Origin of the sequence: Brasilonema sp. UFV-L1, assembly GCF_012912105.1 — a bacterium.
GTDB lineage: Bacteria > Cyanobacteriota > Cyanobacteriia > Cyanobacteriales > Nostocaceae > Brasilonema.
Genome location: NZ_QMEA01000020.1, coordinates 90,398 through 116,206 on the forward strand (window position 1 = coordinate 90,398; position 25,809 = coordinate 116,206).

General features: G+C 41.6%; 22 protein-coding genes and 1 tRNA gene. 17 read left to right on the forward strand and 6 right to left on the reverse strand.

Features of this window, described 5'->3' with window-relative positions:
* Positions 1-810 precede the first annotated feature (810 nt).
* The gene (locus tag DP117_RS09020) at positions 811-2,820 is read left to right on the forward strand and encodes a GAF domain-containing sensor histidine kinase (protein WP_248277594.1); all 2,010 of its coding nucleotides are present in this window, start codon (positions 811-813) and stop codon (positions 2,818-2,820) included.
* A gap of 15 nt (positions 2,821-2,835) precedes the next feature.
* The gene (locus tag DP117_RS09025; RefSeq protein WP_169217973.1) at positions 2,836-3,423 is read left to right on the forward strand and encodes an SRPBCC family protein; all 588 of its coding nucleotides are present in this window, start codon (positions 2,836-2,838) and stop codon (positions 3,421-3,423) included.
* Between the two features lie 70 nt (positions 3,424-3,493).
* On the opposite strand, the gene DP117_RS09030 is transcribed toward DP117_RS09025, so the two are convergent.
* Positions 3,494-3,566 (reverse strand) — tRNA-Glu (locus tag DP117_RS09030).
* Between the two features lie 399 nt (positions 3,567-3,965).
* On the opposite strand from DP117_RS09030, the gene DP117_RS09035 reads away from it, so the two are divergent.
* The 5 genes from DP117_RS09035 (at position 3,966) to DP117_RS09055 (ending at position 9,741) form a co-directional block, all read left to right on the forward strand.
* Positions 3,966-5,888, forward strand: a complete 1,923-nt coding sequence (locus tag DP117_RS09035; RefSeq protein WP_169217974.1) for a cation:proton antiporter — start codon at positions 3,966-3,968, stop codon at positions 5,886-5,888.
* A 694-nt stretch (positions 5,889-6,582) separates the two neighbouring features.
* The gene (locus DP117_RS09040) at positions 6,583-7,212 is read left to right on the forward strand and encodes an SRPBCC family protein (RefSeq protein WP_169217975.1); all 630 of its coding nucleotides are present in this window, start codon (positions 6,583-6,585) and stop codon (positions 7,210-7,212) included.
* Between the two features lie 471 nt (positions 7,213-7,683).
* The gene (locus tag DP117_RS09045; protein ID WP_169217976.1) at positions 7,684-8,397 is read left to right on the forward strand and encodes a rubrerythrin family protein; all 714 of its coding nucleotides are present in this window, start codon (positions 7,684-7,686) and stop codon (positions 8,395-8,397) included.
* A gap of 122 nt (positions 8,398-8,519) precedes the next feature.
* Positions 8,520-8,864 carry a luciferase family protein gene (locus DP117_RS09050; protein ID WP_169217977.1) on the forward strand — a complete coding sequence of 115 codons (345 nt, stop codon included), beginning with the start codon at positions 8,520-8,522 and terminating at the stop codon, positions 8,862-8,864.
* Between the two features lie 310 nt (positions 8,865-9,174).
* Positions 9,175-9,741 (forward strand): Uma2 family endonuclease, encoded by a 567-nt coding sequence (locus tag DP117_RS09055; RefSeq protein WP_169217978.1) that lies wholly within the window; start codon positions 9,175-9,177, stop codon positions 9,739-9,741.
* On the opposite strand, the gene DP117_RS09060 is transcribed toward DP117_RS09055, so the two are convergent.
* Both DP117_RS09060 and csaB read right to left on the reverse strand, forming a co-directional pair.
* Positions 9,742-10,224, reverse strand: a complete 483-nt coding sequence (locus tag DP117_RS09060) for a GNAT family protein (RefSeq protein WP_169217979.1) — start codon at positions 10,222-10,224, stop codon at positions 9,742-9,744.
* A 139-nt stretch (positions 10,225-10,363) separates the two neighbouring features.
* Positions 10,364-11,434 carry a polysaccharide pyruvyl transferase CsaB gene (gene csaB / locus DP117_RS09065; RefSeq protein WP_169217980.1) on the reverse strand — a complete coding sequence of 357 codons (1,071 nt, stop codon included), beginning with the start codon at positions 11,432-11,434 and terminating at the stop codon, positions 10,364-10,366.
* A gap of 25 nt (positions 11,435-11,459) precedes the next feature.
* Between csaB and DP117_RS09070 the strand changes: the two genes are divergently transcribed.
* Genes DP117_RS09070 through DP117_RS09080 form a run of 3 tightly spaced genes read left to right on the forward strand, consistent with a single transcriptional unit; the run spans position 11,460 to position 12,370 of the window.
* On the forward strand, positions 11,460-11,807 hold the full coding sequence (locus DP117_RS09070; protein WP_169217981.1) for a DUF2499 domain-containing protein: 348 nt from the start codon (positions 11,460-11,462) through the stop codon (positions 11,805-11,807).
* A complete protein-coding gene (locus tag DP117_RS09075) occupies positions 11,804-12,094 on the forward strand; it encodes a DUF3593 domain-containing protein (RefSeq protein WP_169217982.1) in 291 nt (96 codons plus the stop codon). Before DP117_RS09070 ends, DP117_RS09075 begins: the two co-directional genes overlap by 4 nt.
* Before the next feature lie 9 nt (positions 12,095-12,103).
* Positions 12,104-12,370 carry a hypothetical protein gene (locus tag DP117_RS09080; protein ID WP_169217983.1) on the forward strand — a complete coding sequence of 89 codons (267 nt, stop codon included), beginning with the start codon at positions 12,104-12,106 and terminating at the stop codon, positions 12,368-12,370.
* Here the strand turns inward: DP117_RS09080 and DP117_RS09085 are convergent.
* Positions 12,318-13,577 carry an RNA-guided endonuclease TnpB family protein gene (locus DP117_RS09085; RefSeq protein WP_169217984.1) on the reverse strand — a complete coding sequence of 420 codons (1,260 nt, stop codon included), beginning with the start codon at positions 13,575-13,577 and terminating at the stop codon, positions 12,318-12,320. The two genes, DP117_RS09080 and DP117_RS09085, sit on opposite strands and share 53 nt — an antisense overlap.
* Before the next feature lie 319 nt (positions 13,578-13,896).
* Between DP117_RS09085 and hisA the strand changes: the two genes are divergently transcribed.
* Positions 13,897-14,670, forward strand: coding sequence for a 1-(5-phosphoribosyl)-5-[(5-phosphoribosylamino)methylideneamino]imidazole-4-carboxamide isomerase (gene hisA, locus DP117_RS09090; RefSeq protein WP_169217985.1), 774 nt, complete (start codon positions 13,897-13,899; stop codon positions 14,668-14,670).
* A gap of 587 nt (positions 14,671-15,257) precedes the next feature.
* Here hisA and DP117_RS09095 read toward each other — a convergent pair.
* On the reverse strand, positions 15,258-15,548 hold the full coding sequence (locus tag DP117_RS09095; RefSeq protein WP_169217986.1) for a hypothetical protein: 291 nt from the start codon (positions 15,546-15,548) through the stop codon (positions 15,258-15,260).
* Positions 15,549-16,527: 979 nt separating this feature from the next.
* Here DP117_RS09095 and DP117_RS09100 point away from each other — a divergent pair.
* The 6 genes from DP117_RS09100 to DP117_RS09125 all read left to right on the forward strand — a co-directional run bounded on the left by DP117_RS09100 (position 16,528) and on the right by DP117_RS09125 (position 25,026).
* A complete protein-coding gene (locus tag DP117_RS09100) occupies positions 16,528-17,280 on the forward strand; it encodes a response regulator transcription factor (protein ID WP_169217987.1) in 753 nt (250 codons plus the stop codon).
* A 41-nt stretch (positions 17,281-17,321) separates the two neighbouring features.
* Complete coding sequence (locus DP117_RS09105; protein WP_169217988.1) at positions 17,322-18,635, forward strand: ATP-binding protein; 1,314 nt, start codon at positions 17,322-17,324, stop codon at positions 18,633-18,635.
* A gap of 10 nt (positions 18,636-18,645) precedes the next feature.
* A complete protein-coding gene (gene phoU / locus DP117_RS09110) occupies positions 18,646-19,332 on the forward strand; it encodes a phosphate signaling complex protein PhoU (protein ID WP_169217989.1) in 687 nt (228 codons plus the stop codon).
* Positions 19,333-19,718: 386 nt separating this feature from the next.
* Entirely contained in the window at positions 19,719-21,965 is a 2,247-nt protein-coding gene (locus tag DP117_RS09115; protein WP_169217990.1) for an alkaline phosphatase PhoX, read from the forward strand.
* Between the two features lie 526 nt (positions 21,966-22,491).
* On the forward strand, positions 22,492-23,097 hold the full coding sequence (locus DP117_RS09120) for a Crp/Fnr family transcriptional regulator (protein WP_169217991.1): 606 nt from the start codon (positions 22,492-22,494) through the stop codon (positions 23,095-23,097).
* A gap of 255 nt (positions 23,098-23,352) precedes the next feature.
* Positions 23,353-25,026 carry an iron uptake porin gene (locus DP117_RS09125; RefSeq protein ID WP_169217992.1) on the forward strand — a complete coding sequence of 558 codons (1,674 nt, stop codon included), beginning with the start codon at positions 23,353-23,355 and terminating at the stop codon, positions 25,024-25,026.
* Positions 25,027-25,115: 89 nt separating this feature from the next.
* Here the strand turns inward: DP117_RS09125 and DP117_RS09130 are convergent, their stop codons facing one another.
* Positions 25,116-25,394 (reverse strand): hypothetical protein, encoded by a 279-nt coding sequence (locus DP117_RS09130; protein WP_169217993.1) that lies wholly within the window; start codon positions 25,392-25,394, stop codon positions 25,116-25,118.
* Between the last annotated feature and the right edge of the window lie 415 nt (positions 25,395-25,809).

A 25,809-nucleotide genomic window follows, 5' to 3' on the forward strand; every position in this document is an offset into this window, starting at 1 on the left:
CTGCAACGGGCTGCGTTCATATTTTACTCTTTCTTGTTGCTCAGTATATTTAAGAATTCACAATATGAAATTCTTAGAGTGTTAGCCTATCGATTTTTCAGTTCTTTCATCAAGCAGCTGTTGCACCAGCAAAAGTTTTAACAACACTACACATACGAAAACCCTGAGCCTTAGTCATACAGCAGCCATTCCGAGAGCGTTCCCTTATTCCTACTTCGGAGATCCGGAGTAAAACAGCCTTCATACCTGGCGCGTGAAATCTAGGTTCTGTACCTCACTGACTAGCAAACTGCTGTCAGTCAAATCTTGTAAACAATTATGAATTAAGAATATAATACCTAAAAAGTTTTTGGGTCTTTGTGAACACAAACCATAGAAAATTCTTTGAAACTTTGTGTTGATAACATTTTCTTCTGGCTAAACTCGCAAGTTTTCACTCAATGACTGTATCAAATGTTTTGTGATATTTAATACCAAAAAAGCAAAAAAACTATCCGTGGTAACGCGGATGCTATTCACAGAGCTTTCGCCTCAAGACCAGAGAAATTACGGTTTATATGTGGAGGCTGGCAGGATATTCTAAATCAAGGTTAGCTAGTTATTGAAGGCAAAAATAGCCGAAAATTCTTTACAGACAACGTCTTAAGAAAATTTTAATTTTTATTCACATAAAGAAAAATTTATCTCACAAAGGATTTGACTATCTCTAATAGAAAGGGGCTATAACAGGTAGCACAAGCTTTGGGTGAATGATATGCCGAGAGGTTGCTTACGAAAAAAATGGGATCAAGATTCAAGAGTGTACCAAAAATGAATAAATTTTTATCGCCGTCTAAGCATTTAGACGAAGCAGATCTACAGAAACAATACTCAGTTAAGCTGATGCAGCATCCGGAAGAACCTGTCTACCAGTTAATACAAGAAATTAATAAAATCATTGCCAATAGCTCAACTCCGACAAGGATGCTGCAAGATGTTGCCAAAGTGCTAGGAGTTGCTTTTAAAGTAGATGGCTGTAGCTTAGTGACAGTATCAGGTGAAGTGTCGAGTGAGACAATAATTGCGAACTGGTGTGCCCGAGATCATTCAGAGTTGTCTGGTGGAGATGAAATATTTCCAATAGAACAGCATTTGGACGTAGCAGTGATGGAATGTGCTTCTGAGACATTGAGCATTGAAGATGTTTCAACAATTCAAAAAAGTTTGGCAATTGGACATCAATCTTTGCCACTAACAATTAAAGCTGTTTTAGCCATCTCCACTCGTTTTGGTAGCAAAAATAACGGCGTAATTAGTCTGATAAAATCACAGCCATACATTTGGCGAGAATCAGAAAAACAACTCTTAAAAGCTGTAGAGTCGTGTTGCGCGATCGCATTTTCTCAAGTTGCACAAGCCCAGCAGATTGCGGCTCAAAACCAGTACCTACGAACTTCTGTACAGCATCAAAGTTTAATCAAGCAATTAACGATAATAAGTCGTAGCAATCTGGAGTTAAATCAAATGCTTCAGCTAGCGCTAACTTCTACAGCTGAGGCTCTGGAAACAGATCGTGGTTTGCTCATACTGCTGAAATATACCGATCCATTATTTAGAAATCGACCAAAAAAACAAATTCTCAAAGCAAAAGCCTCTGTTGTCGGTGAATGGAATAAGAAAACAGAAAATTTCCTCATAAATCAATCAGAGACTTCTTTTTTTATTTCCGACTGTGGTTTATGCCAGCGTGCCTTTCTAAACTCTGGGAAACCATTAATCATCAATGACATCAATGACGATACAGATTTAAAAGATACTTTAACAGTTGCCCCAGTATTTGCAATAGAAGCGCTGCCTGCAGTACTATTAATGCCATTAGAAATTCAAGGTAAAGTATTAGGATTTTTAGTTTTACAGCAATCAGTTGCTCGCAATTGGCAATCAGCAGAATTAAATATAGTACAAATGGTTTGTGCTCAACTGAGCAATACGATCATTCAAACACAGACACTACGTCAAGTACAAACATTGGTAGATGAACGTACAGCACAACTGCAACGTAGTTTAGAAGTTCAAGCAAGACTCTACGAAATCAAGCGCCAACAAACTGAGCAGTTGCAGAGGCTGAACGATTTAAAAGATGAATTTTTAAGCAATATTAGCGATCGCTTGCGTCATCCACTGACAAGGATCCGTTTGGCTATTCGTAACTTACGTCAAATGGGACAATTAAACGAGCGTCAGACTAAGTACGCCCATATGATCGAGCAAGATTGTACCGATGAAATTAATTTAATTAACGACTTACTAAAACTCCAAGCATTAGCAACCCATAATGAACGTCCGCAATTAGAAACTACTGATATAAATGCCAGAATTCGTGATTTAGCAACCATTTTTGATACTAAACTAGCAGAGAAAGGCATAAGGCTTTCCCTAAATTTGCCAGATTCACCACTGACAGTGCAAACTGAAGCAGAGAGCTTTGACCGCATTCTACAGGAATTATTAACAAATGCTAGTAAATACTCAGAACATGACACTGTTGTTCATTTGGAAGTTACTCATCAACTCAATCAACAACTTGATCAAGTTATCATTAAAGTTAGTAATATAGGACGTGGCATTTCACAAGAAGAAGCCACTTACATATTTGACAGGTTTCGTCGGGGGCAAGGGAGATGGACTCCTGGAGCTGGCGTAGGACTTGCTCTGGTCAAGTCTTTAGTTCAACATCTAAATGGGTCAATAGCAGTGGAGAGTATGCCCATTGAAGACTCCAGCTTATGTACAATCTGCTTTACCCTGACACTGCCCCAATTTTCTGACCAAGATGACTGATTATTTTTGGCAAAAGTGACTGAAAAACACAACACACAACAGGAACTGGATTTATCTGTCATCGGTGACGACACCGATCCAGAACTCAATGTAGTAGCCGCAGATGCTGACGATTTAGAAGCTGTAGAAGTTCAAATCGAGACGATACAGGAACGACAGCGACAAATCACTGCTAAACTCCAAATTCCCCAACCAGTAGAACAAGTCTGGAAAGTACTCACAGATTATGAAGCTTTAGCTGACTTCATCCCCAATTTGACAAAAAGCCGCCTCCTTGAGCATCCTCAAGGAGGTATTCGTTTAGAGCAAGTGGGTGCTCAGCGATTTTTACGCTTTAACTTTTGTGCGCGTGTCGTTCTTGACTTAGAAGAATATTTTCCAAAAGCTATTCATTTCCGTATGGTAGAAGGAGATTTCAAAGATTTCTCAGGTAGCTGGCTATTAGAACCTTACTCTCTGAATGAAGCTCTGGAAACAGTTCTTTGCTACACTGTGAAGGTTTGGCCTAAACGCACTATGCCAGTTGGATTCATTGAGCGCCGTCTTAGCAATGATATGCGATTAAACCTCATTGCAATCCGTAAACGGGTCTTAGATTCATGAACAACAGAGGAAGAGGAGACAATTCAGTGACGCTTCTTAATATTTCTCCTCTTTTTCTGTTTTTCTCTAATACCCCCAGGGGAATTCGAATCCCCGTTACCTCCGTGAAAGGGAGGTGTCCTAGGCCTCTAGACGATGGGGGCGCTTGGTTGACACTCTTATAAATCTAACGGTTTTCGCCACTGATGTCAACAGATTTTGAAAACTTTTCCAAAAAAATTACGGAAAGATGAAAAATAGGGACATGAAAACTGTGTATCAGCAAAAATGCTTACGAATGACAAAAACGCAGAGTTTAAAGTATAGAATATCTCTAGACAGTATAATAGCATGGGTTAAAAGCAAGTTTGCTTCGCCTTATACTCAAATGCAATCATCACTGCTAGTTCACAAAAAAGAAAGAAACTTAAAATTCAATTATGTTGAGTATGATACAATACTCGGCTTAGTAAGGGACTGTGGATGTGATATTGCACCCTGTAGAGTTACAACCTACAATCCTTTACGAAAGATTTTGAAATTCATCGCTCAAAATCTACAGCATGGAAGCATCTTTTGAAATTACCCTGCAGATAGTAACGACTGTCTTTGCAGGCATTAGCGCTCAGGTACTGGCTGCATCTCTTAAGGTACCCAGCATTGTCTTTTTGCTGATGTTTGGCATTCTGCTTGGCTCTGATGGCATTGGGCTATTGCACCCTCAAATGCTAGGCACCGGTTTGGAAGTTATTGTCGCTTTGGCAACAGCAATTATTCTGTTTGAAGGCGGACTTAACTTGGATTTGCAAGAGTTAGGCAAAGTTTCCACTAGCCTGCAATTGCTTGTTACTCTGGGAACCATGATCACGCTGCTTGGGGGCGGTATGGCTGTGCATTGGCTAGGTGAATTTCCTTGGCCGATTGCTTTTCTCTACGCTTCCTTGGTAGTGGTGACAGGACCAACCGTTGTGAGTCCTCTACTCAAGCAAATCAATGTGGATCGGCAAGTAGCAACACTTTTGGAAGGGGAAGCCGTTCTCATTGACCCAGTAGGAGCTATCCTCGCCGTCGTGGTGCTCAACACGATATTAAACAACCACACTGACTTCATGACAGCAATGAGCAGTCTCATACTGCGCTTGGGTGTTGGTAGCATAATTGGTGCAGCCGGTGGCTGGCTGATGTCCTTAGTTAGCAAACGTGCCAACTTTCTCTCATTTGAGCTGAAAAACCTGGTTGTCCTAGCGGGATTATGGGGCTTATTTGCTCTCTCGCAGATGATTCGCAGCGAGTCAGGATTGATGAGTGTTGTCGTTGCAGGAGTCGTTTTTGGAGCTTCCTCAGTCCCAGAAGAACGATTGTTGCGACGTTTTAAAGGTCAACTGACTATTCTCAGCGTTTCAGTGTTGTTCATCTTGCTAGCAGCTGACTTATCTATTGCGAGTGTGTTTGCTTTGGGTTGGGGCAGTGTGTTCACAGTGCTAGTATTGATGTTTGTTGTTCGCCCGATAAATATCCTTTTTTGTACCTGGAATAGTGATCTTAATTGGCGACAGAAATTGTTTTTAAGTTGGATCGCGCCACGCGGAATCGTTTCTGCCTCTGTTGCTTCTTTGTTTGCAATTTTACTGACTCAGCGCGGGATTAACGGTGGTGAAGCCATCAAAGCTTTAGTATTTCTCACAATTATCATGACTGTCGTCTGTCAGGGATTAACGGCTGGTTGGGTTGCCAAATGTCTAGAAATCACCTCAAAAGACGCCATAGGGGCGGTGATTGTGGGTTGTAATCCTTTGAGTTTATTGATTGCTCGGTTGTTTCAAGAACGGGGAGAACCAGTGGTGATGATTGACACTGACCCGCAACGTTGTGAACAAGCTCAAGCACAAAATCTGAGAGTTATTTCTAGCAGCGCCTTAGATACTGGTGTACTAGAAGAAGCTGGACTTGCTTCAATGGGAACTTTTCTAGCAATGACTAGTAATGGTGAAGTTAATTTTGTCTTAGCACAACGTGCAACAGAAGAGTTTAACCCACCCCGTGTCTTGGCTGTTTTCCCTCGCGATCCACAAGCAACGACTTCCAATAATGAAAATAAGATTAACCAGGCTTTGATTCCAGATTTGCCAATTAAGATCTGGAATGAGTATGTGAATGACGGACAGGTCAAGTTGGGGACAACGACGCTCAATGAATCTAGTTTTGACCTTCAACAAGAGCATTTGAAAGCGTTAATTAGAACTGGCGAGTTGATACCGTTATTGGTAGAACGAGAAGAACATCTTCAAGTTATGCCTGCATCACAAGAGTGGGAGGTTGGCGATCGCATCATCTACCTATTACACGATCCCAGACCACACTTATTAAAACGCTTGTCCGGTGGTAGCCAGTCAACTCGTCTCGCCCTTGAAAAATTACCGAAAGTTGAAGAAATACCATTAGCAAAACTCCCTCAACTTTCTGCGCGCGATACTTCTAGACTGTGAACGATCCACTGACTTCACTTACACTAAGTCTAGGGCTTCCAGATTCACGGGCGATGACCTCGTGTCATATCAAATCTGATAGCATCACAATACTGCGTAGGTTTTGGAAATTTATTTATCTCCCACAGGGGAGGCACTTGGGTTGCTTTTGAGGAAAAAAAGGCTTATCCGAGTAGTATTCGGTAGCATCGGAGTGAATCGCCTTGGGCTAAAACCTAATATTAACCAAAACAGCGAAGGTGTCAGTCGTCAGGAGCGTTCTCCCTGCCTACATTCCGCGCCTAAAGTCAGAATAGTTCTTGTACGACGCTCAGATGAGTAAAGGGGTAGCTCTGAGATGAATTGATCAACTGACCGGAATGCACCTTTCTCAACAAAACCTAAAAAACCGGGTTTTTGAATAGAAAATTAAGGTAAAGCTTGTGTTGTCATTCTCAAGAAACTCGGTTTTTTAGTCTAGTGCAAGATATAACTCAACAAACTCTCTTAGCCGTTCTTGCCAATTGAGGACGGTTTTAAGTTTTTCTTATTAACCTTTTCGACCTTTACTTTAAAGTTTATCGACTTGGTTTCGAGTGGTTCGTCACCATAAGGTTTCTCTCATGAGTGACTGGGGTAACTTGGGAGAATTTAAACACCACTAACAGTCATTATCTTAGATTATTTGAGAAATCTAAATCGAGGAAATTACCATATGTCGCAGTTGTTGCGTACTTGTTTGTTTGCAGGCTACTTTTCTGTGATAGTTACAATTGCAGTTACCCCATCTGTCTCGGCTGAATTATTCAATAGTCCTGTTGATAAATTACCTGTTGCCGAACGAGTAAAATTAAGAAATGGTCAAGCTTTAGTCACTGGAGAAAAAGGAAAGTATACTGCTAAAGTTTTGGTGACAGCTTCGCCAGATATTGCTTGGGAAGTACTGACTGATTATGATAATTTTTCTAAATTTTTACCTAATACAGTATCGGGTAAAGTGCTTACAGTGAATGGCAATCAGAAAGTGGTCGAGCAGGTAGATACACGTCAGGTATTTTTAATGAATGTTCAATCACGCATTCGGTCAGCTATTACTGAAACTGCAAAAACCCGTATAGATTTTCGTCAAATTGATGGAGATTTACAAAGCTTAGATGGATACTGGAAAATTGAACCTGTAGCTCCCTATTCTGGTGCAAAAGCAAATCAAGTTTTAATTACGCAGGTCGTGGACGCTCAACCAAAATCAGGAACTCCAAAGGGAATCTTCTATAATCTTTTTAAAGATTCACTGGCTAAAATTATGATTGCAATAAAAAAAGAAGTCGATAGACGAACTCCTTAAGCAAAACCTTATTTTCCCGCACGTTAAAGCCTAAGCTTATAGAAGCTCATCTCCGATAAAACACATTCTGTTGCGTAAGGATTAGGAATGAGTTCTAAGCCGAAAGCGTGAGCTTTTTTATTGAGGTTTTTGATTATCCGATCAGCGTATCGTCGTCAGCTATGTATGAAAGAAACACATTTTTGTTAATTTCTTCAAAGACTTGCTGTATAAGGCTTGTAAAATGTGTTTCCGAAAAGTGATCGCATCTTTACATCGAAGATGGCCATTTAGCTAGTCATTCAGCTTTGACACTCGTTAACTCCAATGCTGTACAGGTTGTTCGAGTTTCTAGCATAAAAATATTGTGAAGGCTCTCCCATTTCATACTCGTTATGAGTACAATAAAAAATTCATACTCGTTATGAGTACGTTTTAACAAAACTGCCATTCTCACGGCAGTCTTTGAGAGAATAATGGAGAGGCAACACAATGGATTTATCAAACTCAAACACTGCAAAGAACTTGTCTGAAGCATTTGCAGGCGAGTCGATGGCGAATCGTAAGTATCTGTTTTTTGCAGAAGTGACTCGCCAGTTGGGGATGACGGAAGTGTCAAAGCTATTTCGAGAAACAGCAAATCAGGAGACAGAACATGCTTTTGCTCACTTTCGATTAATGCATCCAGAGTTGGTGGTGGATGATGTGGCTTCGTTAACTGATGAGCAAAAGAAAGCGATCGCAGCTCGTTGTCTAGAGTTAGCAATTGAGGGCGAAACCTATGAGTACACCACAATGTACCCAGAGTTTACAGAAGCAGCACGTGTAGATAGAGATCACAAGGCTGTTGTCGAGTTTGAAGCACAACAAGCTGAATCCCGTGAACACGCCCAAATTTTCCGTAAAGCTGCACACAACTTTGGATTGCTGACACCAATCGAACATCATCATGCCAATCAGTATACAGAAGCGCTTCAAGCTCTGGAAGGAGTTGCTCCTGCACCAAAAGCAGCAAGTGATAACCCTACAACCCAGAAATGGATTTGTCGCCAGTGTTCGATGATTTATGATCCCGTAGAGGGCGATCCTGATTCTGGAATTGCTCCTGGAACGCCGTTTGAAGCAATTCCAGAAGATTGGTACTGTCCAATTTGTAACGCTTCTAAGAAAACTTTTGTTCCTTATGAAGAAGCTGTTGCAGCATAAACATTAATTAACAATTTTGGTGTGTGTCATGTAGGGGCGTAATATATTACGCTCTTTACCTTAACTTGTTACAAATTATAGTCATTATAAGGTTGAGTTATTTTTCAGGAGAAACAATAGCCATGAGTAACATAAAAGACACAATCGTGCAGGACGTGCAAACTTGGCAAGGTGTAACTGTCGCACCTCATCGCTTTGGTGGTATAGAGTTTCAGGTCAATGGTCGAGAAATTGGTCACCTGCATGGAGATTATCAAGCAGATATTCCTTTTACAGCTCGCATACGTAAAGAACTCGTAGAATCAGGCAAAGCCTCAGTGCATCACATCTATCCAAAAAGCGGTTGGATTTCTTTCTACATTCATGGTGTTGAGGATGTACCTTTACTTTTGGAGCTGTTGCGAATGAATTATGACCGACTAGCAAAGACTCGGTTAGAAGTGAAAGGTGAGAAAATAGCAGCGTAGCTATATTGCTATGTACAATTTTTCTCAAATATTATGGGTAGGACATCTTGTCCGCCCATATAAGAAATTTATTGTGCTTGAAGCGCAAACAATGAATGAACTTTTTATAGTTTATAAATGTTTGAAAAACGATTGCGGATTATTTAAAAAAGGTTTTGTTTTTTTAGCAAGTTGTTTTTTGGCGATCGCTCTTAAATGAATCATGCAGTGAAACTTGCCAAGAGTAACTTTAATAATAATTATGCCGCATTTGAGTTAAGGGTTGTTTCCTGTTGGTACATTAGAAAAACAGACTTCAAAAGATGCCTATATGAGCCAGACTACGACTAACCAGGTACGCTGGACAACTTCTGATTTAGAGCTGTTCCCAGATAACGGCAAGCGGTATGAAATTGTAGATGGAGAGTTATTTGTGACATATGCACCACACTGGAGACACCAAAAAGCTGCTGATAATATTTGTACAGAGTTGAAACTGTGGTCTCGCCACTCTGGTTTGGGAGAAGCTGTCACAGCCGCTGGTATTATTTTCACTGATGCTGATAACGTCATTCCTGATGTGGTGTGGATTAGCAATGAACGGCTAGCATTGGTGATAGATCATGCAGGACATCTCACTGCTGCACCAGAGTTAGTGGTTGAGGTACTTTCTCCTGGTGAGAACAATGAACGACGCGATAAACAAGTGAAGCTGAAGCTTTACGCTACTCAAGGCGTCCAAGAATACTGGATTGTTGATTGGCAGTTACAGCAAATTCAGGTTTATCGACGGCAGCAAGCGACACTAGTGTTGGTAGCAACGTTAGTTATCAGTGACGAACTAAGTTCACCACTCTTAAGCGGGTTCACTTGTCCTATTGCCCGAATATTTAGTTAGTTAATTATACTTTAGCGTTAAGACTACGAAATGTTTTCCATCAAGATCTCTCTGGAACTTCTGGGCTGTCTGGAATCCGGCTTTTTCACATATCCGTAACGCCTGCTTATTAAAATCAGCAACTGTAACACGAAACACAGTGGGTGTAAACTTGTTTTGAGCGAAATTTAGTACCGCATCAATTACACGAAGACCAAGTCCTCGTCTCGTCAGGTTCGGACGTATACCAAGCCCAACATCGAGTGCTTCGACACTATAATCACCTCCACTGACTCGCGCATCTGGTCCGAAGCAACAGTAGGCTATAAGATTACTATCATCATTGGTAATGGTGTAATAAGCATTGTGCGGATCTAAAAATTGCTGTACACTCTCGGAGATTTCACCAGAATCTAAGTTGTAGAAGTCATAGGGCTCGTCGTATCGCCAAGTCAGAATAACACATGAACTCTCAGAGTTCATTGGTGAGAAGATAAAAGACATAAGTTTGAGTTGTAGAGTTGTGATTAGTCTAATCAAATACAATTGACAAAAATTTACTTTGTCAAGTCTATAGTTATACCAATTTGAAAAAAGAATGCGACAGATACACAGTCCCAAACCCTCGTTATCTTAGGCTTTCTTAATTTTGAATTTTGAATTTTGAATTTTGAATTGGTATTAGTCCTTCTCTCAACACTTCACGGTGAATCAACGCTCTATCCACTAAATACTGAATTTTTTCTGCTGACAATGGATCACCATTAGCGTAATGCTCCATCCATGTTTTACTAATGAAATTAGGATCATCTGGCAAATTAGCTAAATCCCATCCTGGCATATCCACATCTTCCATCAATCGATTCACTTTGGGGTCATAACTTAACGCAAAGCAGCGACAACCTTCACTTGCTGCCATAATTAAGCTATGCAAACGCATCCCAATTGCCATTTCTACGCCGCGAAACACTCCTTTTAAAAGTTCCGGTTCTTCCAAGCACATAATTTTGCTAACATCTTTGAGTTGTGGTTGAATTGCTTCGGCTATTTCTAAATCTTCACTCTTTTGAAAAGGCAACAATAATATAAAAGTTTGTGTAGCTTTTTGAAAATCAACGAGTGCGCGAGTTAGGTTAGCAAGGCGTGTTTGGGTTAACTGAGAGTGAGTTCGTAAAGTCACCGCCACTCTAGGGGCGGGTAAATCCCAAAGTCCAGGAACTGGTTTACTTTGTAGCGCCCAAACTGGATCTGGAGCTAAGATAAAAGGAATTTGCCAATCAGTGAGTAATGCAGCAGAAGCGCGATCGCGCACACTCACTTTTGTACAACCACCAAAATTTTGCCGTGCTAACCAACGAGTCACAGGACGTTTCAAAGGACCAATTCCTTGTCCCCAAGCGATCGTTTTTAAACCCATTTTTTGGGCTAATGTCATGATTGCTCCATAATAAAATGGACTAATGGCACTGGTTGTATCTTGAATTAAGCTACCGCCACCCCAAATAAAAGCATCACAAGAGCGTAAAGCTTGCAGTACGGTTAAAGGTGCCATGCGATCGCACGCTTGGACACCATAGCGACTGCTAGTTTCCTCTGGATTGCCAGAGAGAACCACAGGTGTGACTGATGGTGGTAGCATCTGTAGAAGCGTTGCTAACAAAGCTTCGTCCCCACCATTTCCCTTACCGTAATATCCAGACAGTAGTACCCGCATCTTTGATCCTGATAAATTGACTTTTATGAACGCTCTTTCGATTCCGACTTGGATTATTCACGTCTCTAGCGTTATTGAGTGGATTGCCGCCATTTGGTTAATTTGGAAATACGGTGAAGTCACTAGTAACCGTACTTGGTGGGCATTGTCCTTTGCCATGTTACCTGCTTTAGTCAGCGCCATGTGTGCTTGCACTTGGCACTACTTTGATAACGCAGAATCTCTAGAATGGTTGGTCACACTACAAGCTAGTATGACTTTATTGGGTAATTTTACCCTTTGGGCAGCGGCGGTGTTGATTTGGCGTTCCAGCAAGTCTGCCAAAATAACAAATAATCCTGTCTCCACTAAAACTATAGAATTAAAGCAATGATTTCAAAAGAAACCCTCTTTGCCCTTTCCCTGTTTCCCTACTTGGGTTTCTTGTGGTTTATCAGCCGTACTCCGCAAATGCCTCGTTTGGCGCTGTATGGTTTTTACTGTACTCTTGTCTTTGTCGCCGTCACCATTCCAGCAGGGATTTATGCTCAAGTTCATTATGGAAAGTCTCTAGCAAATGTCGATTGGCTGCATGGAAGTGCAGAATCTTTTTTGACGCTTGCTAATATCTTGATTGTGCTAGGTTTTCGGCAAGCTGTGATTCACAAGAGCCAAGAGTAGAATTGTTAGATGAATTTAAATCCTTTTATGGTGAGCTTAGCAAGACAGTTCACAGATATTCCTTATGCTAAGGAGTTGACGCAATTGCCAGAAGCACAAGGATTGGTAGAGCTATCTGAGACACAAAAGCAAGACAAAAGTGCTTCGCTTACCGTACGCGTAGAAGCTCGCTGTGACATCCTCCCACACCAACCGCAAGCGGTATGGTGTGGGCTTCCAAAATTCACACTTTGGATTTCCTGGTTACTCTGTTGCGAGATTTCGCCACTTGCCTAGACTGACTTTCGTCAGTCCCCGGCAGATCGACTGCACAGGCTGTTTCCATTCCCGTCTGCCCGACGGTACTAATGAGGACTATCCCTCGATTTCTAATATTTTGACCAGCTGCTACATCTCTATCTGTTTGATATCCACAATGTGAGCAGCTATGAACTCTAACACTGGAATCTTTTTTGACCAAACCACCACATTCTGGACATTCTTGAGAAGTCCCTTTGGCATCAACTTCAGCAAAAAACTTTCCACGCTTCCAACACACGTACTTGACGATAGTTCTGAACTGCCCAAATCCAGCATCAAGCATATGCTTGCCAAACATTCCTCTGGCACTGGTACGATAGTCTAGGTCTTCCATGAAAATCATGTCGCCGCTATCGCAAAGCGCATGGGCTTGCTTAAAGTGAAAGTCCTTCCTTGTATTGTCAATTTTGTGATGTAGCCCTTGTACCAAAAGTCGTTGTTTCTCGTAGTTTTTCGACCGCTTTTGTAATCTAGCTAGTCTGCGTTGCAGCAATTTCAGCTTGCCTTGCAGTTGCTTGAAAAACTTTGGCGGTTTTATGAGAACGCCATCGCTGGTTGCTAAAAACTTCTCCAATCCAATGTCAACTCCAACTGGATGACCGTGTGGTACTGGATCTGGAACTGTCACATCAGATTGAAGAGCAATGGATGCATACCACTTATCTGCTTTCCTCAAGATTCTTACTTGCTTGACCACAAATCCGGTAGGAATTGGTCGATGCAAATTAATTGGAATTGCTCCAATCTTCGGCAGTTTGATATGCAAATTCGTCACCGGACTCTCTTTGAACTGAGGGAACAACAACGATTTAAACTGTCCATGCTTTTTGAATCGAGGAAAGCCAAAACCTCTGTCCTGAAAATATTCCCAACTTCTATGCAACTGCTTGACAGCTTGCTGAAGCACTTGAGAAGGAACTTCTCCTAGTTTGGGGAACTCAATCTTCGCTTTCGGCAAGTTGTTCAGTTGATAGACCTCATTGGGAAATTTTAATTCACAAGAGAGGATATACTCTTTTTCAATGGAACATCTATCAATGAAACACTTACGACTATCACACCAATCTTTTATTTCCCGAAGAGCAAAGTTGTAAGCTCCTCGACAAATTTCCATCCACTCAATCAATGTTTGCTCTTGAGTGGCATCTGGATAGATTCGGTAGCGGTGAGTCAGTGTTATCATGGATTAATTTTAGCGCATTTACTAGAAATGTGTCGCCTAGTAAATGCGATTTTCATACCCATCGAGGGCATGAAAATCGCGCGGGGGTCCATGTATCTGACGCATCGTCCCCTCCAAAATCAGCCAGCCTTATTAGAGCGAGTACGCGACTTGGAAGACAGATCAACGGAAACAAAGGCTGGCTCATTTTCTTTGCCCAATGCGACGGCTGATTTTGGTACGTGTTAGACCCCCACCCGCACTAAATCAAAGATTATAGTGCCGGTCTTATAGCCCCCGAACCCCCGTTAGATAAACAAATTAGTTTTTCAGGACAGTTATGGAAGTTATTCCGGCGATAGATTTACTAGAAGGTCGCTGTGTGCGACTTTATCAGGGAGATTATGAACGATCGCAAGTTTTCAGCGACAACCCAGTTGATGTTGCAAATCAGTGGGTTGAACAGGGAGCCACCAGATTACACATAGTCGATTTGGATGGGGCGAAAACTGGTAAACTAGTGAACTTGCCAGCAATTGAAGCGATCGCTCAAGCTGTGTCGCTACCCATTCAAGTTGGTGGAGGAGTGCGCGATCGCTCTCGTGTACAACAACTACTCAACATAGGCGTGCAACGGGTTATTTTGGGAACTGTAGCCGTAGAACAACCCCAGCTTGTGCAACAACTCTGTCAAGAATTTCCAGAGCAGATTGTGATTGGTATAGATGCTCGTAATGGAATGGTAGCAACTCGTGGGTGGCAAGAAACCTCTGAAGTTTTTGCAACTCAACTGGCTGTACAGATGCAAGAATTGGGAGCAGCAGCCATCATTTACACTGATATCCATCGTGATGGTACCCTTTCTGGACCAAATATAGAAGCATTGCGATCGCTCGCGGCTAAAATTTCCATTCCGATCATTGCTTCTGGTGGTGTCAGTTCTGTCACCGATTTGCTGAGTCTGTTGGCGCTAGAGTCACAAGGTGTGACTGGTGTTATTGTTGGTCGAGCACTATATACAGGAGATGTTTCTTTAACAGAAGCATTGCGTGCTGTTGGTTTTGGACGTATTCAAGACGTTGGGCCCAATATAGATTTTTCAGCATTTGCTTAATAACCCAAGTTGCTAGTTATCAAAAAGCGCCCCTTTTTAAGTACAAAACTTTAGTTTTTTGTAACTAGCAATACTTAAAAACCAAGTTTTTGTATCTTTTGGATACTGTTTAGGGGTACTAACTAGCAACTTGCGTTAATATTTTTTACCTTCGAGTGTAGAGAAATTCTATAGTACGTTTGTGATTCCAAATTTATAACCGGCTTGCAGCCGGTTATTTTTTGAGATTTTCCGGAGTGGTCATTTCCTCTCGTGTATCTCAACTTATAAACAATCATCCAGTTCTAAAGATAGCGGGTTCGGCACTCGCCAAAGTTCGGAAAAGCTATCATTTGCGTCTTTATTCATCTCTTAATAGAGGTAAACTACGCAAAAAATCCTGGATGAGAATAAAGTGCCTGGAAATAACATTTATTTTAAATATTTAAATTTCTCATTCTAAATTTTGATTTTTACAATTTATGGGTTTCCTCTCTGATAGAGACGCTTGGTTTATGCGTCTCTATTTTCTTTTTTAGAATGAAACGGGACAATTTTTTGTAACTATCTTCTTTGTACCATCCAACGGTCGTCTGTTGATGTTGTACTCAAAATTCCCTTGTCACAAATGTATACAGATACATGCTGAATGCAGAGAGTGTCACAAGAACAGGTATAACAATGTTATTCTGTAGTTTCCGTGTTTTCAAAATTTCTAGACAATATATAGGAATACTCAGAAACCAGAAGACACTTGTTGTCAAAAAAACTACCATGTCTAACCACTTTTCTTCTGGAGAATAAATTGGATGCCGAATAGAAAAAGTTAACCAATTCATCAAAAAATAGCAACTGATCAGCAGATAACTCACAACCAAAGCCAGTTCAATCTTGTTCATGGTAGGTACTCCTTAAGCTAATTCAATCTGAAAAAGAATACTGAAAACGCTAATTTTTTTCCACAATTTTGACAGAGTGTCAATGATTTCTTGAAGAAGCTGTCAGAAGACAGCCTTGCTGAATCGATTTGGTTGGACATTCAAAGCTGACAACCAACCGTTAACCACCAAATTTACAATTTTGGTGGAGGCGACGACCACCGATTTTTTCAATCGAGCGTCTAAAGTATTCCGACTCAATTGTTTAGACTGATGCTTCTATGTATTTCGTGTCAAATCAAGAACATTTTTTTGCTAGAAGTCAGCCCATATATTAGCAAGTTTATGTGTGTCTTAAAAGTAAGAAAGTTAGGTAATTACTATTAATTTTTTTTAAAAAAGTGGGAAATGTAGAAAAAGTGATAGTCTTTAGAAAAGAACGCAGAAATTCTTAGCACAGAACTCGTCTGGGAAAAAATCTTTTTTATGGAAAAATTTGTAGAATTTTTTCATGAATAATCGATATCAAATCGAGTCAGTGCGTTCGTTGCCGGGGTTCCCCCAGTTGTTGCATCTGGCGTGGCTTTCTAATGTGTCATTCCTCTGTCTGGGAAGAATCTCGCGAGATACAGCAATTCCAAACAGAGACGTTGAGTCTACAACAGAAGACGCGCACTCAGTAAATAATCCTGTACTGATAAGAGCAAGAAATAAGTTGTCAAAATCTATCAAGTTAGTTGCTGTGTAGTATAATTTGGGACTTGTTGCAAATCCTGATGATAAGTTCGCTTGATTATAGCTATTTTTCGTATTTTTAACGGTTAAAAAGTAAATTTGTAAAAAACAATTGCTGGTTTTGTGTTGCTTTGGTTTATAATAATATTAGTTCTGTTGTAGATGTTACAAATTGTAAATTTAAATATCTTCAAGAAAGCGTAGATACACTGAAATTAAAGAATTAATATTGATACCATCACAACCACGAGAATCTGTGATATCAATGTATACCAGCGAATCGACCAAGTATCCCCACACGGCGGCAATCGGACAAAGAAGCCGCATTCTGGTAGTGGAAGATGAAGAGCTGATCCGGGATATGATTGTTTTAGCTTTGGAAGAGGAAGGTTATGGAGTTGTAACTGCCACTGATGGGCGGTTGGCTGTAGAATACCTCAAAAGTTATGAACCCAGTTCAGGAGAGCTTTCCTTTGATCTGGTGATTCTTGATTTGATGCTACCTCAAATTAATGGATTAGATATCTGCCGCTTAATCCGATATCAAGGGAACCCAGTACCAATTTTAATGTTAAGTGCTAAGGGGAGTGAAACAGACCGTGTTTTGGGGCTGGAAGTGGGGGCAGATGACTACTTAACCAAACCCTTTAGTATGCGGGAGTTAGTGGCTCGTTGTCGAGCATTGCTGCGTCGTCAACGCTTGAGCTGTTTGCCTCAGCTACCAGTACTTCAGTATAAAGATGTGACTTTGTATCCCCAAGAATGTCGGGTGCTGGTTCGCTCTCAAGAGGTGAATTTGTCACCAAAGGAATTCCGACTTTTAGAACTGTTTATGAGTTATGCCCGTAGGGTATGGTCGCGCGAGCAATTGCTAGACCAAGTTTGGGGACCAGATTTTGTCGGAGATAGTAAAACTGTGGATGTGCATATTCGCTGGCTGCGCGAAAAATTAGAGCAAGATCCCAGTCGTCCAGAATATATCGTGACTGTACGAGGTTTTGGCTATCGATTTGGATAGTTGTTAGTTTTTAGTTGTCAGAGAACAACTAATAACTAGCAATGCTCATACTGGGATTTTTACTGGGTTTAGCGGTAGGTGTAAGTTTTTGGGTATGGCAACAGGTTCAACTGAACCGCTATTTAGGGCAGGTATTGCGACCGTTAACCGCGCATTCTTCTGACGTGGCGCTGCTAATACCAGGCTTGCGGCACGAAATTAAATTAATTGTGCAGCAACGGCAACAATTGCAACAGTTGCTCCAAACATATGAAGACCTCTTAGAGTTCGCGCCAGTAGGGTATTTGCAAGTTGACGAAGAAAATCAACTGCTTTGGTGTAATCAGCAGGCGCGAAAAATGTTGTATCTGCAAAGATGGCAACCCGGACAGGTACGCTTATTGTTAGAGTTAATAAGATCCTACGAACTTGACCAGTTAATTGAGCAAACGCGCGATCGCCAAAAGTCACAGGTTAAGGAGTGGGTGTTTCATCCTTCTTGCGAGAATGCAGCAGCTATTTCGGAGGTGAAATCTCTCATGTTGCAAGCAACAAGTTTATCCTTGCCAAAAGGACATGTAGGAGTTTTTATAGAAAATCGTCAGCCTGTGCTGGATATGAACCAAGCACGCGAGCGTGCTTTTTCTGATCTCGCACACGAACTGAGAACTCCGTTGACTTCAATACGTCTGGTTGTCGAAACATTACAAGATCGTGTCAAACCACCTTTGGATCGCTGGGTGAATCGTCTGTTGCAAGAGGTTGACAGATTGATTCACCTGGTACAAAGTTGGCTAGAACTCACTCAGCTAGAAACAAACCCTACCATTCAACTGCATCGTCAACCAATAGAAGCGCGATCGCTGATTCTGTCTGTATGGGACACTTTAGCACCCTTAGCACAGCAACACAAAATTGAGATTGCTTACTCTGGTCCAGAAAATATCTGGATTAATGCCGATGAATCTCGCATTTACCAGGTGTTCCTCAACTTACTTGACAACAGTATCAAATACAGCTTACCAAATACAACCGTTGTCGTTGAAGCAAAAATCGTTTCGGAACAGAAAAATCAACAACCAGTACTACAAATTAACATTATTGACTCCGGTGCAGGTTTTTCTCAAGCAGATTTACCCCATGTTTTTGAGCGATTTTACCGAGGAGACCAAGCACGGTCTCGTGTGACAACTTTAGACAGTTATTCAACTACGGCAATTGTCGGTAGTGGTTTAGGTTTGGCAATTGTCCGGCAAATTATTCTAGCCCACGGCGGTTCTGTAAAAGCGATGAATCATCCAAAAACTGGGGGAGCATGGTTACAAATTGAACTTCCTTGCGTCGTGGCAAATTCTGCTAGCCAAGATTATATTTGAAAATATCTTCATGTTTGAGACTACAAGAGTGAAAGTCCCCCTTTATAGTCCCAATACTGAAACACCCCAGCTGGCTCGTGAGATTAGGCGCTTAGAGCAAGATGTCTTGCGTATGGGTGCTCTAGTAGAACAATCTTTTCGTCAGAGTCACCAAGCCTTGTTTGCTCGTAACTTGACAGCAGCTGAGGAACTTCCTGTTTTAGATAAAAAGATTGATCGCTTCTATAAACAAATAGAGCTAGATTGTACAGCAATCATGACGCTGCAAGTTCCTACAGCTCAAGATTTGCGTTGTTTGAGTGCTTTTATGCAACTTGTGCGCGATTTAGAACGCATTGGTGACTATGCTAAGGATTTGGCTAAAATTGCAATTAAAATTTTTCCCTATCCGACTCATTCTTCTTTACCAGAGATTGCAGTCATGTCTCACCATGCACAAGCAATGTTAGCAACGAGCTTAGTGGCTTTAGCAGATTTAGATGAAGTCAACGGACGAGGTATAAAGCAACTCGATGATGCTGTAGATAATGCTTATGAACGGCTTTATCAGACTTTAGCTCATCAGCGCTACGACCAAGGTGTTGTTGAGCCGATTTTACTGTTGGTACTGGCGATTCGTTGTTTAGAGCGCATGGCAGATCATGCAACTAACATCGGTCAACGTGTAGCATATATTGTGACTGGTCAACGAAATTAAATACTCGGTGTAAGTTTCGGGGAGGGAGTTTTCACTCTCCCCAAGCCTATATTTCTATCAACAGCCTATCTCTTGTAGCTATTACTTTAGATAGATGTAGGCAAAACAGATAAAGATTACTTATTATATTATCAAAAACATTTAGCTTGTTCCTTCTTAAAAAAGGTTAGTAGCTCTTCAAAAAAAACAGGCCAAAAGCTATACAGATTGTATTTTCTGATAATGAGATAAAAACTTGAGATATCCCAAGAGTTTAAAAGATTTGTGTACTAGCAAATATTTTACGAAAAATTTACCTATTCTTAAACTTATAAGTTTAGATTAGGCAATGATAATGTAAAAGCGATGCTGTCTGATAGATAGCTCAAGTGTAATTAATAAAATAAATGAGTATCACACGTCGGGACTTCCTGCTGTTGCTTGGAAGCAGTGCAAGTACAGTAGTACTTTACTCTTTGGCAGGATGCGACAAAAAAGTCGCAGTGCAACCTACCACGCCAGAAGTCAAAGCAGCATTTGCATTTCAACCAATTAAAGGTCCAATTCCCCTAGAAACAGCTGGTTTTCGACCAGAACAGCAAAAAGAACAATACAGTAGTTATGAAGTTCAGGATGATTTGGTTCTGCCACAAGGATATCAATACCAAGTCATTGCTGCATGGGGTGATAAATTAGGTGATTCTCGTTTTGGTTACAACAATGATTATCTTTCTTTGATTCCAACAGGCGAGAATGAAGGATATTTGTCAGTCAACTTTGAATATATTAGTGCCATACCTTGGATGCAAACTTACGAACAAGTGATCGGGAAATCACTGCCGTTTGATGAGGTAAAAGCAGCACTCAAAGAAAACAAGTCAGGAAAGAATGAGATTAATGCTTTCTCATTGCCAGACTCAAATCCAATCAAGGCGAAAATACGAGAAATTTGCAAAGAAGCACTCTTAGACCAGGGCTTGGGTGTGATGTCCATTCGCAAAACAGCTGATGGAAAGTGGGAACGTACTAATTCTAAAGCAGATAGACGAATTAGTGGTATCTCTGGTTTGGAAGATGGGCGCTATCTGAAAGCAACTGGACCGGCAGTTGTGGTTTTTCGCAAGCAGCAAGGATTAGGATATGTAGATAAGTTAGGCGATCGCATTATTGGTTCTTATGGTAACTGTGCTGGTGGAACCACGCCTTGGGGTACAGTCCTCAGCGCGGAAGAAAACTTTCAAGCACAAGTCCCAGAACCAGTTTATGCTGATGGCACATCCTTTGACCCCAGCAAGCAACCATTTGCTTTAGGTGACGAAGAACTTTTCGGACAAGGTAATGTGTTTGGATTAGCAGGGAATAAATATGGTTGGATTGTGGAAGTTGATCCAGCTAATCCTAACGACTACGGAACAAAACATACTTGGTTGGGACGCTATCACCATGAAGCGGTAGGTGTGCGAACAGAAGCAGGAAAACCACTGGCTTTTTATTCTGGGTGCGATCGCCGAGGCGGACACATCTACAAATTTGTCAGCCGTGATATTGTCAACGATCCCAAAGATAAAGCGAATTCCCGCTTACTTTCTCAAGGAATGCTGTACGTTGCAAAATTTAACCCTGATGGGACAGGTCGTTGGATTCCCTTGAAAGCTGACACACCTATCAATCCAGATCTTCCTAGCACAATTGCAGGAAACGTCATTCGCTTACCAAAAGGTCCAACAAAAGCTCAAGATAAAGGAGGACAAGCTTTTCAGCCGTTGCCAGCGCGTGTCGAAGGTGGTGATTTTGAAATCACCAAAGACGAGCAGATAACTCAGTACAAGCAAAAATTTAAAAAACTGGGTGACCTTTATATTGGTAATCCAGAAGAACAACAAGGTGCTATTCTTATAGACGCTCATTATGCAGCTAATGCTGCTGGTGGAACTTGCACAGCTCGTCCTGAAGATACAGAAATCGCTCCGAATGGAAATTTGTATATTAGTTTCACCTCTGGTTCTCCTGATGATGAAGGTGGTCCAGATATACGAGTTTTTAAAGGTCCTAAAAACGAAACTCCCTATGAGTATGGCTGGGTGATGCGTCTGGTTGAAGATGCGAACGAGCCTACAGCAAATAGCTTCCAATGGCAAATGGTAGCGACTGGTGGTGAGCCATCTGTTGGTGGTTTGGGTTTTGCAAATCCAGACAATTTACTCTTGGATAACAACGGTAATATCTGGATGGTAACAGATATGTCCACCAGCAAAATGAATCAAGCTGTAAAAAGTCGCACAAATGACAAGGGAAAACCTGCTAGCCTATCCGGCTTGTTTGGTAACAACGCCTTATGGTACATTCCCACAAACGGCGACGATGCTCTTAAAGCTTTTTTGTTTGGCATCGGACCGATGGAATGCGAAACCACAGGACCTTGCTTTGCTCCAGACCAGCAAACAATGTTTCTTTCCATACAACACCCTGGAGAAACTAACGGCATTCGTAAAAACCAAGCATCCGAGACTAGAGAATTTCTGATCACCACAACAACAGGTGAAGAATTCTTACAATCTCGTCAAATTCCAGTTGGTTCTAATTGGCCAAGCAAAAAACCTGATGATTCACCGAAACCAGCGGTTGTTGCTGTCTGGAAATCTCCGGCAACTTGACAAAGAATTCAGGACAAGCTAGGATGTTCTGCTGCGAGTTTTTATTTTGTCCAGAGCGAAAATGATTTTTTGATACACGTAAGTCTGCTCTTCATAGCATTTCTCCATAAATCTTTAGAAACAAAGACAACACAAAGAATCAACAATACATCAAAATGATTTTATGTCAGACAAAAATGACAAAGCCTGATTTCAACCCCATCGTATTGCTTTTGCTTTTTATGACAAATTAATCAGCACAACTATTCAACGCACTACCAAACTAAGTGCTTACAGCTATCACTAAGATTTTACTTGTTAATTTTTCACCAATTCTTTCTATTATAGTCAACTAGGTTACAGTCTTAAGTGACCAGAGTCTCCCAAGCTTACCAAATCTATCTTTTGATTGAGCTTGATACCAAGGAGCACGGATATGATAGCCTGAACCAACTTTGTGACGAGGCAACGTTCGACCCCACATCTTCGTGATGGCTCTAATCACTTTCCAATCTATCCCTTGACTCGTTTTACCTTATAAAATCCCATGATGAATTCTACAAATCATTCTCAAAATCCTCTGCAGTCTAATAATTCTTCTCCTAGTGGGCAACTGCCACAACGACTTTTTACACGCCGTGAAATCATTCCGGCGCGCAATGACGTACTGTGGCGGATTGAGCGTGGAGCAGTTCGGACTTTAACCTGGAGTGAAGACGGAACGTTTATCACTTTGGGTTATTGGGGAGCTGGGGATTTGATTGGCTATCCTTTATCCAATGTCAAGCCATACCAAATTGAATGCTTAACGAGTGTAGAAGTCAGCGCCATCCCACCTCATTTGTGGAGTCAGGACGTTCATGCTTTGTTTTCCCACATCCAACAAGCAGAAGAGCTACTCAGTATTATACACCGTAAACCCATTTCCTTGCGTTTATGGCAGTTTCTTGGTTGGCTAAGTGGAAAATTTGGTCGTGATGTCGAGCAAGGAAAGCTCATCGACCTCAATGTCACTCATCAAGAGATGGCAGAAGTGTTAAATACAACACGGGTGACTGTAACTCGCTTGCTTCAGCAGTTTGAAGAAGAAGGAACTTTGCTGCGTCACAAACGTCGCGTGATTTTGCGTTCGTCAGAGAAAGAATGTAAATAGTTTGCATTCAGTTCAGCCTTGCAGGCGGTTTTCCACAACCAGGAAACCAGCGTAGCCTATCTATAGACTTTGCATGCCCGCAGGGCTATTGACATATACAAAGAGTAAAAAAAGAGTGGTGATTAACCTGTGTTAATCACCACTTACATCTGGTACAATTCTGACAGAGAATCATTAGTGAGTTCCCAACAAAACCGTGTATTTTTAGGGAATTGTACCATGATTAAGTCGGTAGGTGTGAGCGAGACATAAATCATGAAAAAACTATCTAAAAACTTTCTAAAGTTAAGCCCAGTTGTTGTAGCTGCAACATTTTTCGCCGCAAATAGTGCTGTAGCCGGAGAAGTCAACGAACAAATGACTTCCGTCTCTCAATTGACAGCACAATCTGACAGCATTGGTCAAGTAACATCTGTTTCCCAGTTTTCTGACGTACAACCAACAGATTGGGCATTCCAAGCATTACAGTCTCTGGTGGAGCGCTACGGTTGTATCGCTGGTTATCCAAATGGAACCTATCGTGGTAACCGCGCTTTGACTCGTTATGAGTTCGCGGCTGGTTTGAATGCTTGTTTGGATCGGGTGAATGAACTGATTGCAACAGCCACCGCCGACTTGGTAAGAAAAGAAGACCTGACGACCTTACAGCGCTTACAAGAAGAATTTTCTGCTGAATTGGCTACCCTGCGCGGTCGTGTTGATGCCTTAGAAGCTCGTACTGCTGAATTGGAAGCAAATCAATTCTCCACCACGACAAAATTAGTTGGGGAAGCAATTTTCAACGTATCTGGCGCTTTTGGAGATGAAAAAGCAGTTCCCTCCGGTGCTGCACGTAATAACTCAGACGTAGAAGACAACATAGTTTTCTCTGATCGGGTTCGTTTGAACTTGAACACCAGCTTCTTTGGCTCAGACCAGTTGCAAACTCGTCTCCAAGCTCGCAACACCTTCCAAAATGATGGTGGGAGCACATCTTCTACCAACCCCAGACCTAACGTCACGGGTACAAGCATGACCCGTCTGGGCTTTGATGGAAACAACAACAACGACATTGAAATCGACAAACTCAATTATGCTTTCAATTTAGGCAGCGCTGCGCGTGTCAAGATTGATGCATTTGGTGGTGAGTTATACGAAAACATCAACACTTTCAACCCAGATTTTGCTAGCTCCGGTAGAGGTGCAATTTCCCGCTACGGTCGTTTCAGCCCCATTTACCGCCAAGGGAATGGTGGTAGTGGTGCAACACTAACCCTCAATCCCAAAGGACCTATCACTGTATCTGCTGCGTACCTAGCTGCTAGAGCCAATAACCCTAACGATGGGTCAGGTCTTTTCGATGGTAGCTATGCAGCCGTTGGTCAGATATCCTTCCAGCCGACTCAAGCATTCAACGTTGGTTTGACATACGCTCGCACCTATCAAAATAGAGGTGAAGGCAATGTAGGATCGATTAACCTGTTTGACTCCACTGGTAGTCAATATGCAAATAACCCTTTTAACGATGCTGCTCTCACTGCTGACAATTACGGTGTACAAGCCAGTCTGAGACTTGGACCTAAAGTTACGCTTGGTGGTTGGTACGGTTACAGTGAGGCAGAAGCTGTGAGCGGTACGAGAGAGGGTGATAATGCATACTTCGAGTACTGGGCTGCTACAGTCTCTTTCAAGGACTTTGGCAGACAAGGTAGCGTGCTTGGTTTCGTCTTTGGTCAACCACCCAAAGCAACTGGTAACGAATTTGTCCAAACAAATGGTGTTCGTCGTCAAGATAGAGATACGTCATATCACTTAGAGGCGCTGTACAGATTGCAACTCACTGATAACATTGCTGTCACTCCTGGCGTGTTGGTTATCTTCAACCCAGAACACAATGACAGAAACGACACCGTTTACGTGGGTACACTGCGTACTACCTTCACTTTCTAAGATGAATTTTATGGCAAAGCTTACCTTTTGTTGAAGGTAAGGCTATGTGAAAAAAGCCTGTGTCAGCAGGCTTTTTTTGCATGAAAAGTCTATTGATTATCAAGATTTGTTGGAGGAAGATCGTCCTCTAGACTTGCTTTTTTGGGGCGATCGCTACTCCAAGCCCACCACACGCAACCACAATGACATTGGTAAAACTCCTGCCATTTGCGACGATAGTTTTCTGTCATCACAGGTGAACGACGGTTGATCCAAACTTCTACAGCTTCTAGGCTACTGGCGTGACAGTTAGGACAGCAAAATTCATGAGCATGAATTGCAGTATTTGTCCACTCAGGTGGGGTTGGAGTAAAAGCATTTATATTCATTCGTTATGAGTCATTTGTCATGAGCTGTATCAATCATAAATGACTAAGAAAGAATCATTCGTCAAAAGCCACGAGGCATAATGTGGGGTGTGCGACTGGAGAGTTATGCTGGAGGATTTCCTTTCGTAGGTATCTGGCGTTGGGCGAGTTGGATTTGGTGCTTCCAGATTCATCCCATTTATGACAAGTTAAAAACAACTACATTTTGTCAATACGTCCAAGTATTGAAACAGTATTGAGCTTAATCGAACAGAAGCTTCCATTGGGGATATTCTGACCGGAGGCTGCGCGTCTGCTGCTCCGCTTCTGACTCCTTTTGACAAAAGAAGTTGCTGTCGCGTTAACATATCATGTCAATAATATTGCTTAAATATTTATTAATTATCCTATGATATGTGAGAAGCTTAATGAAGGA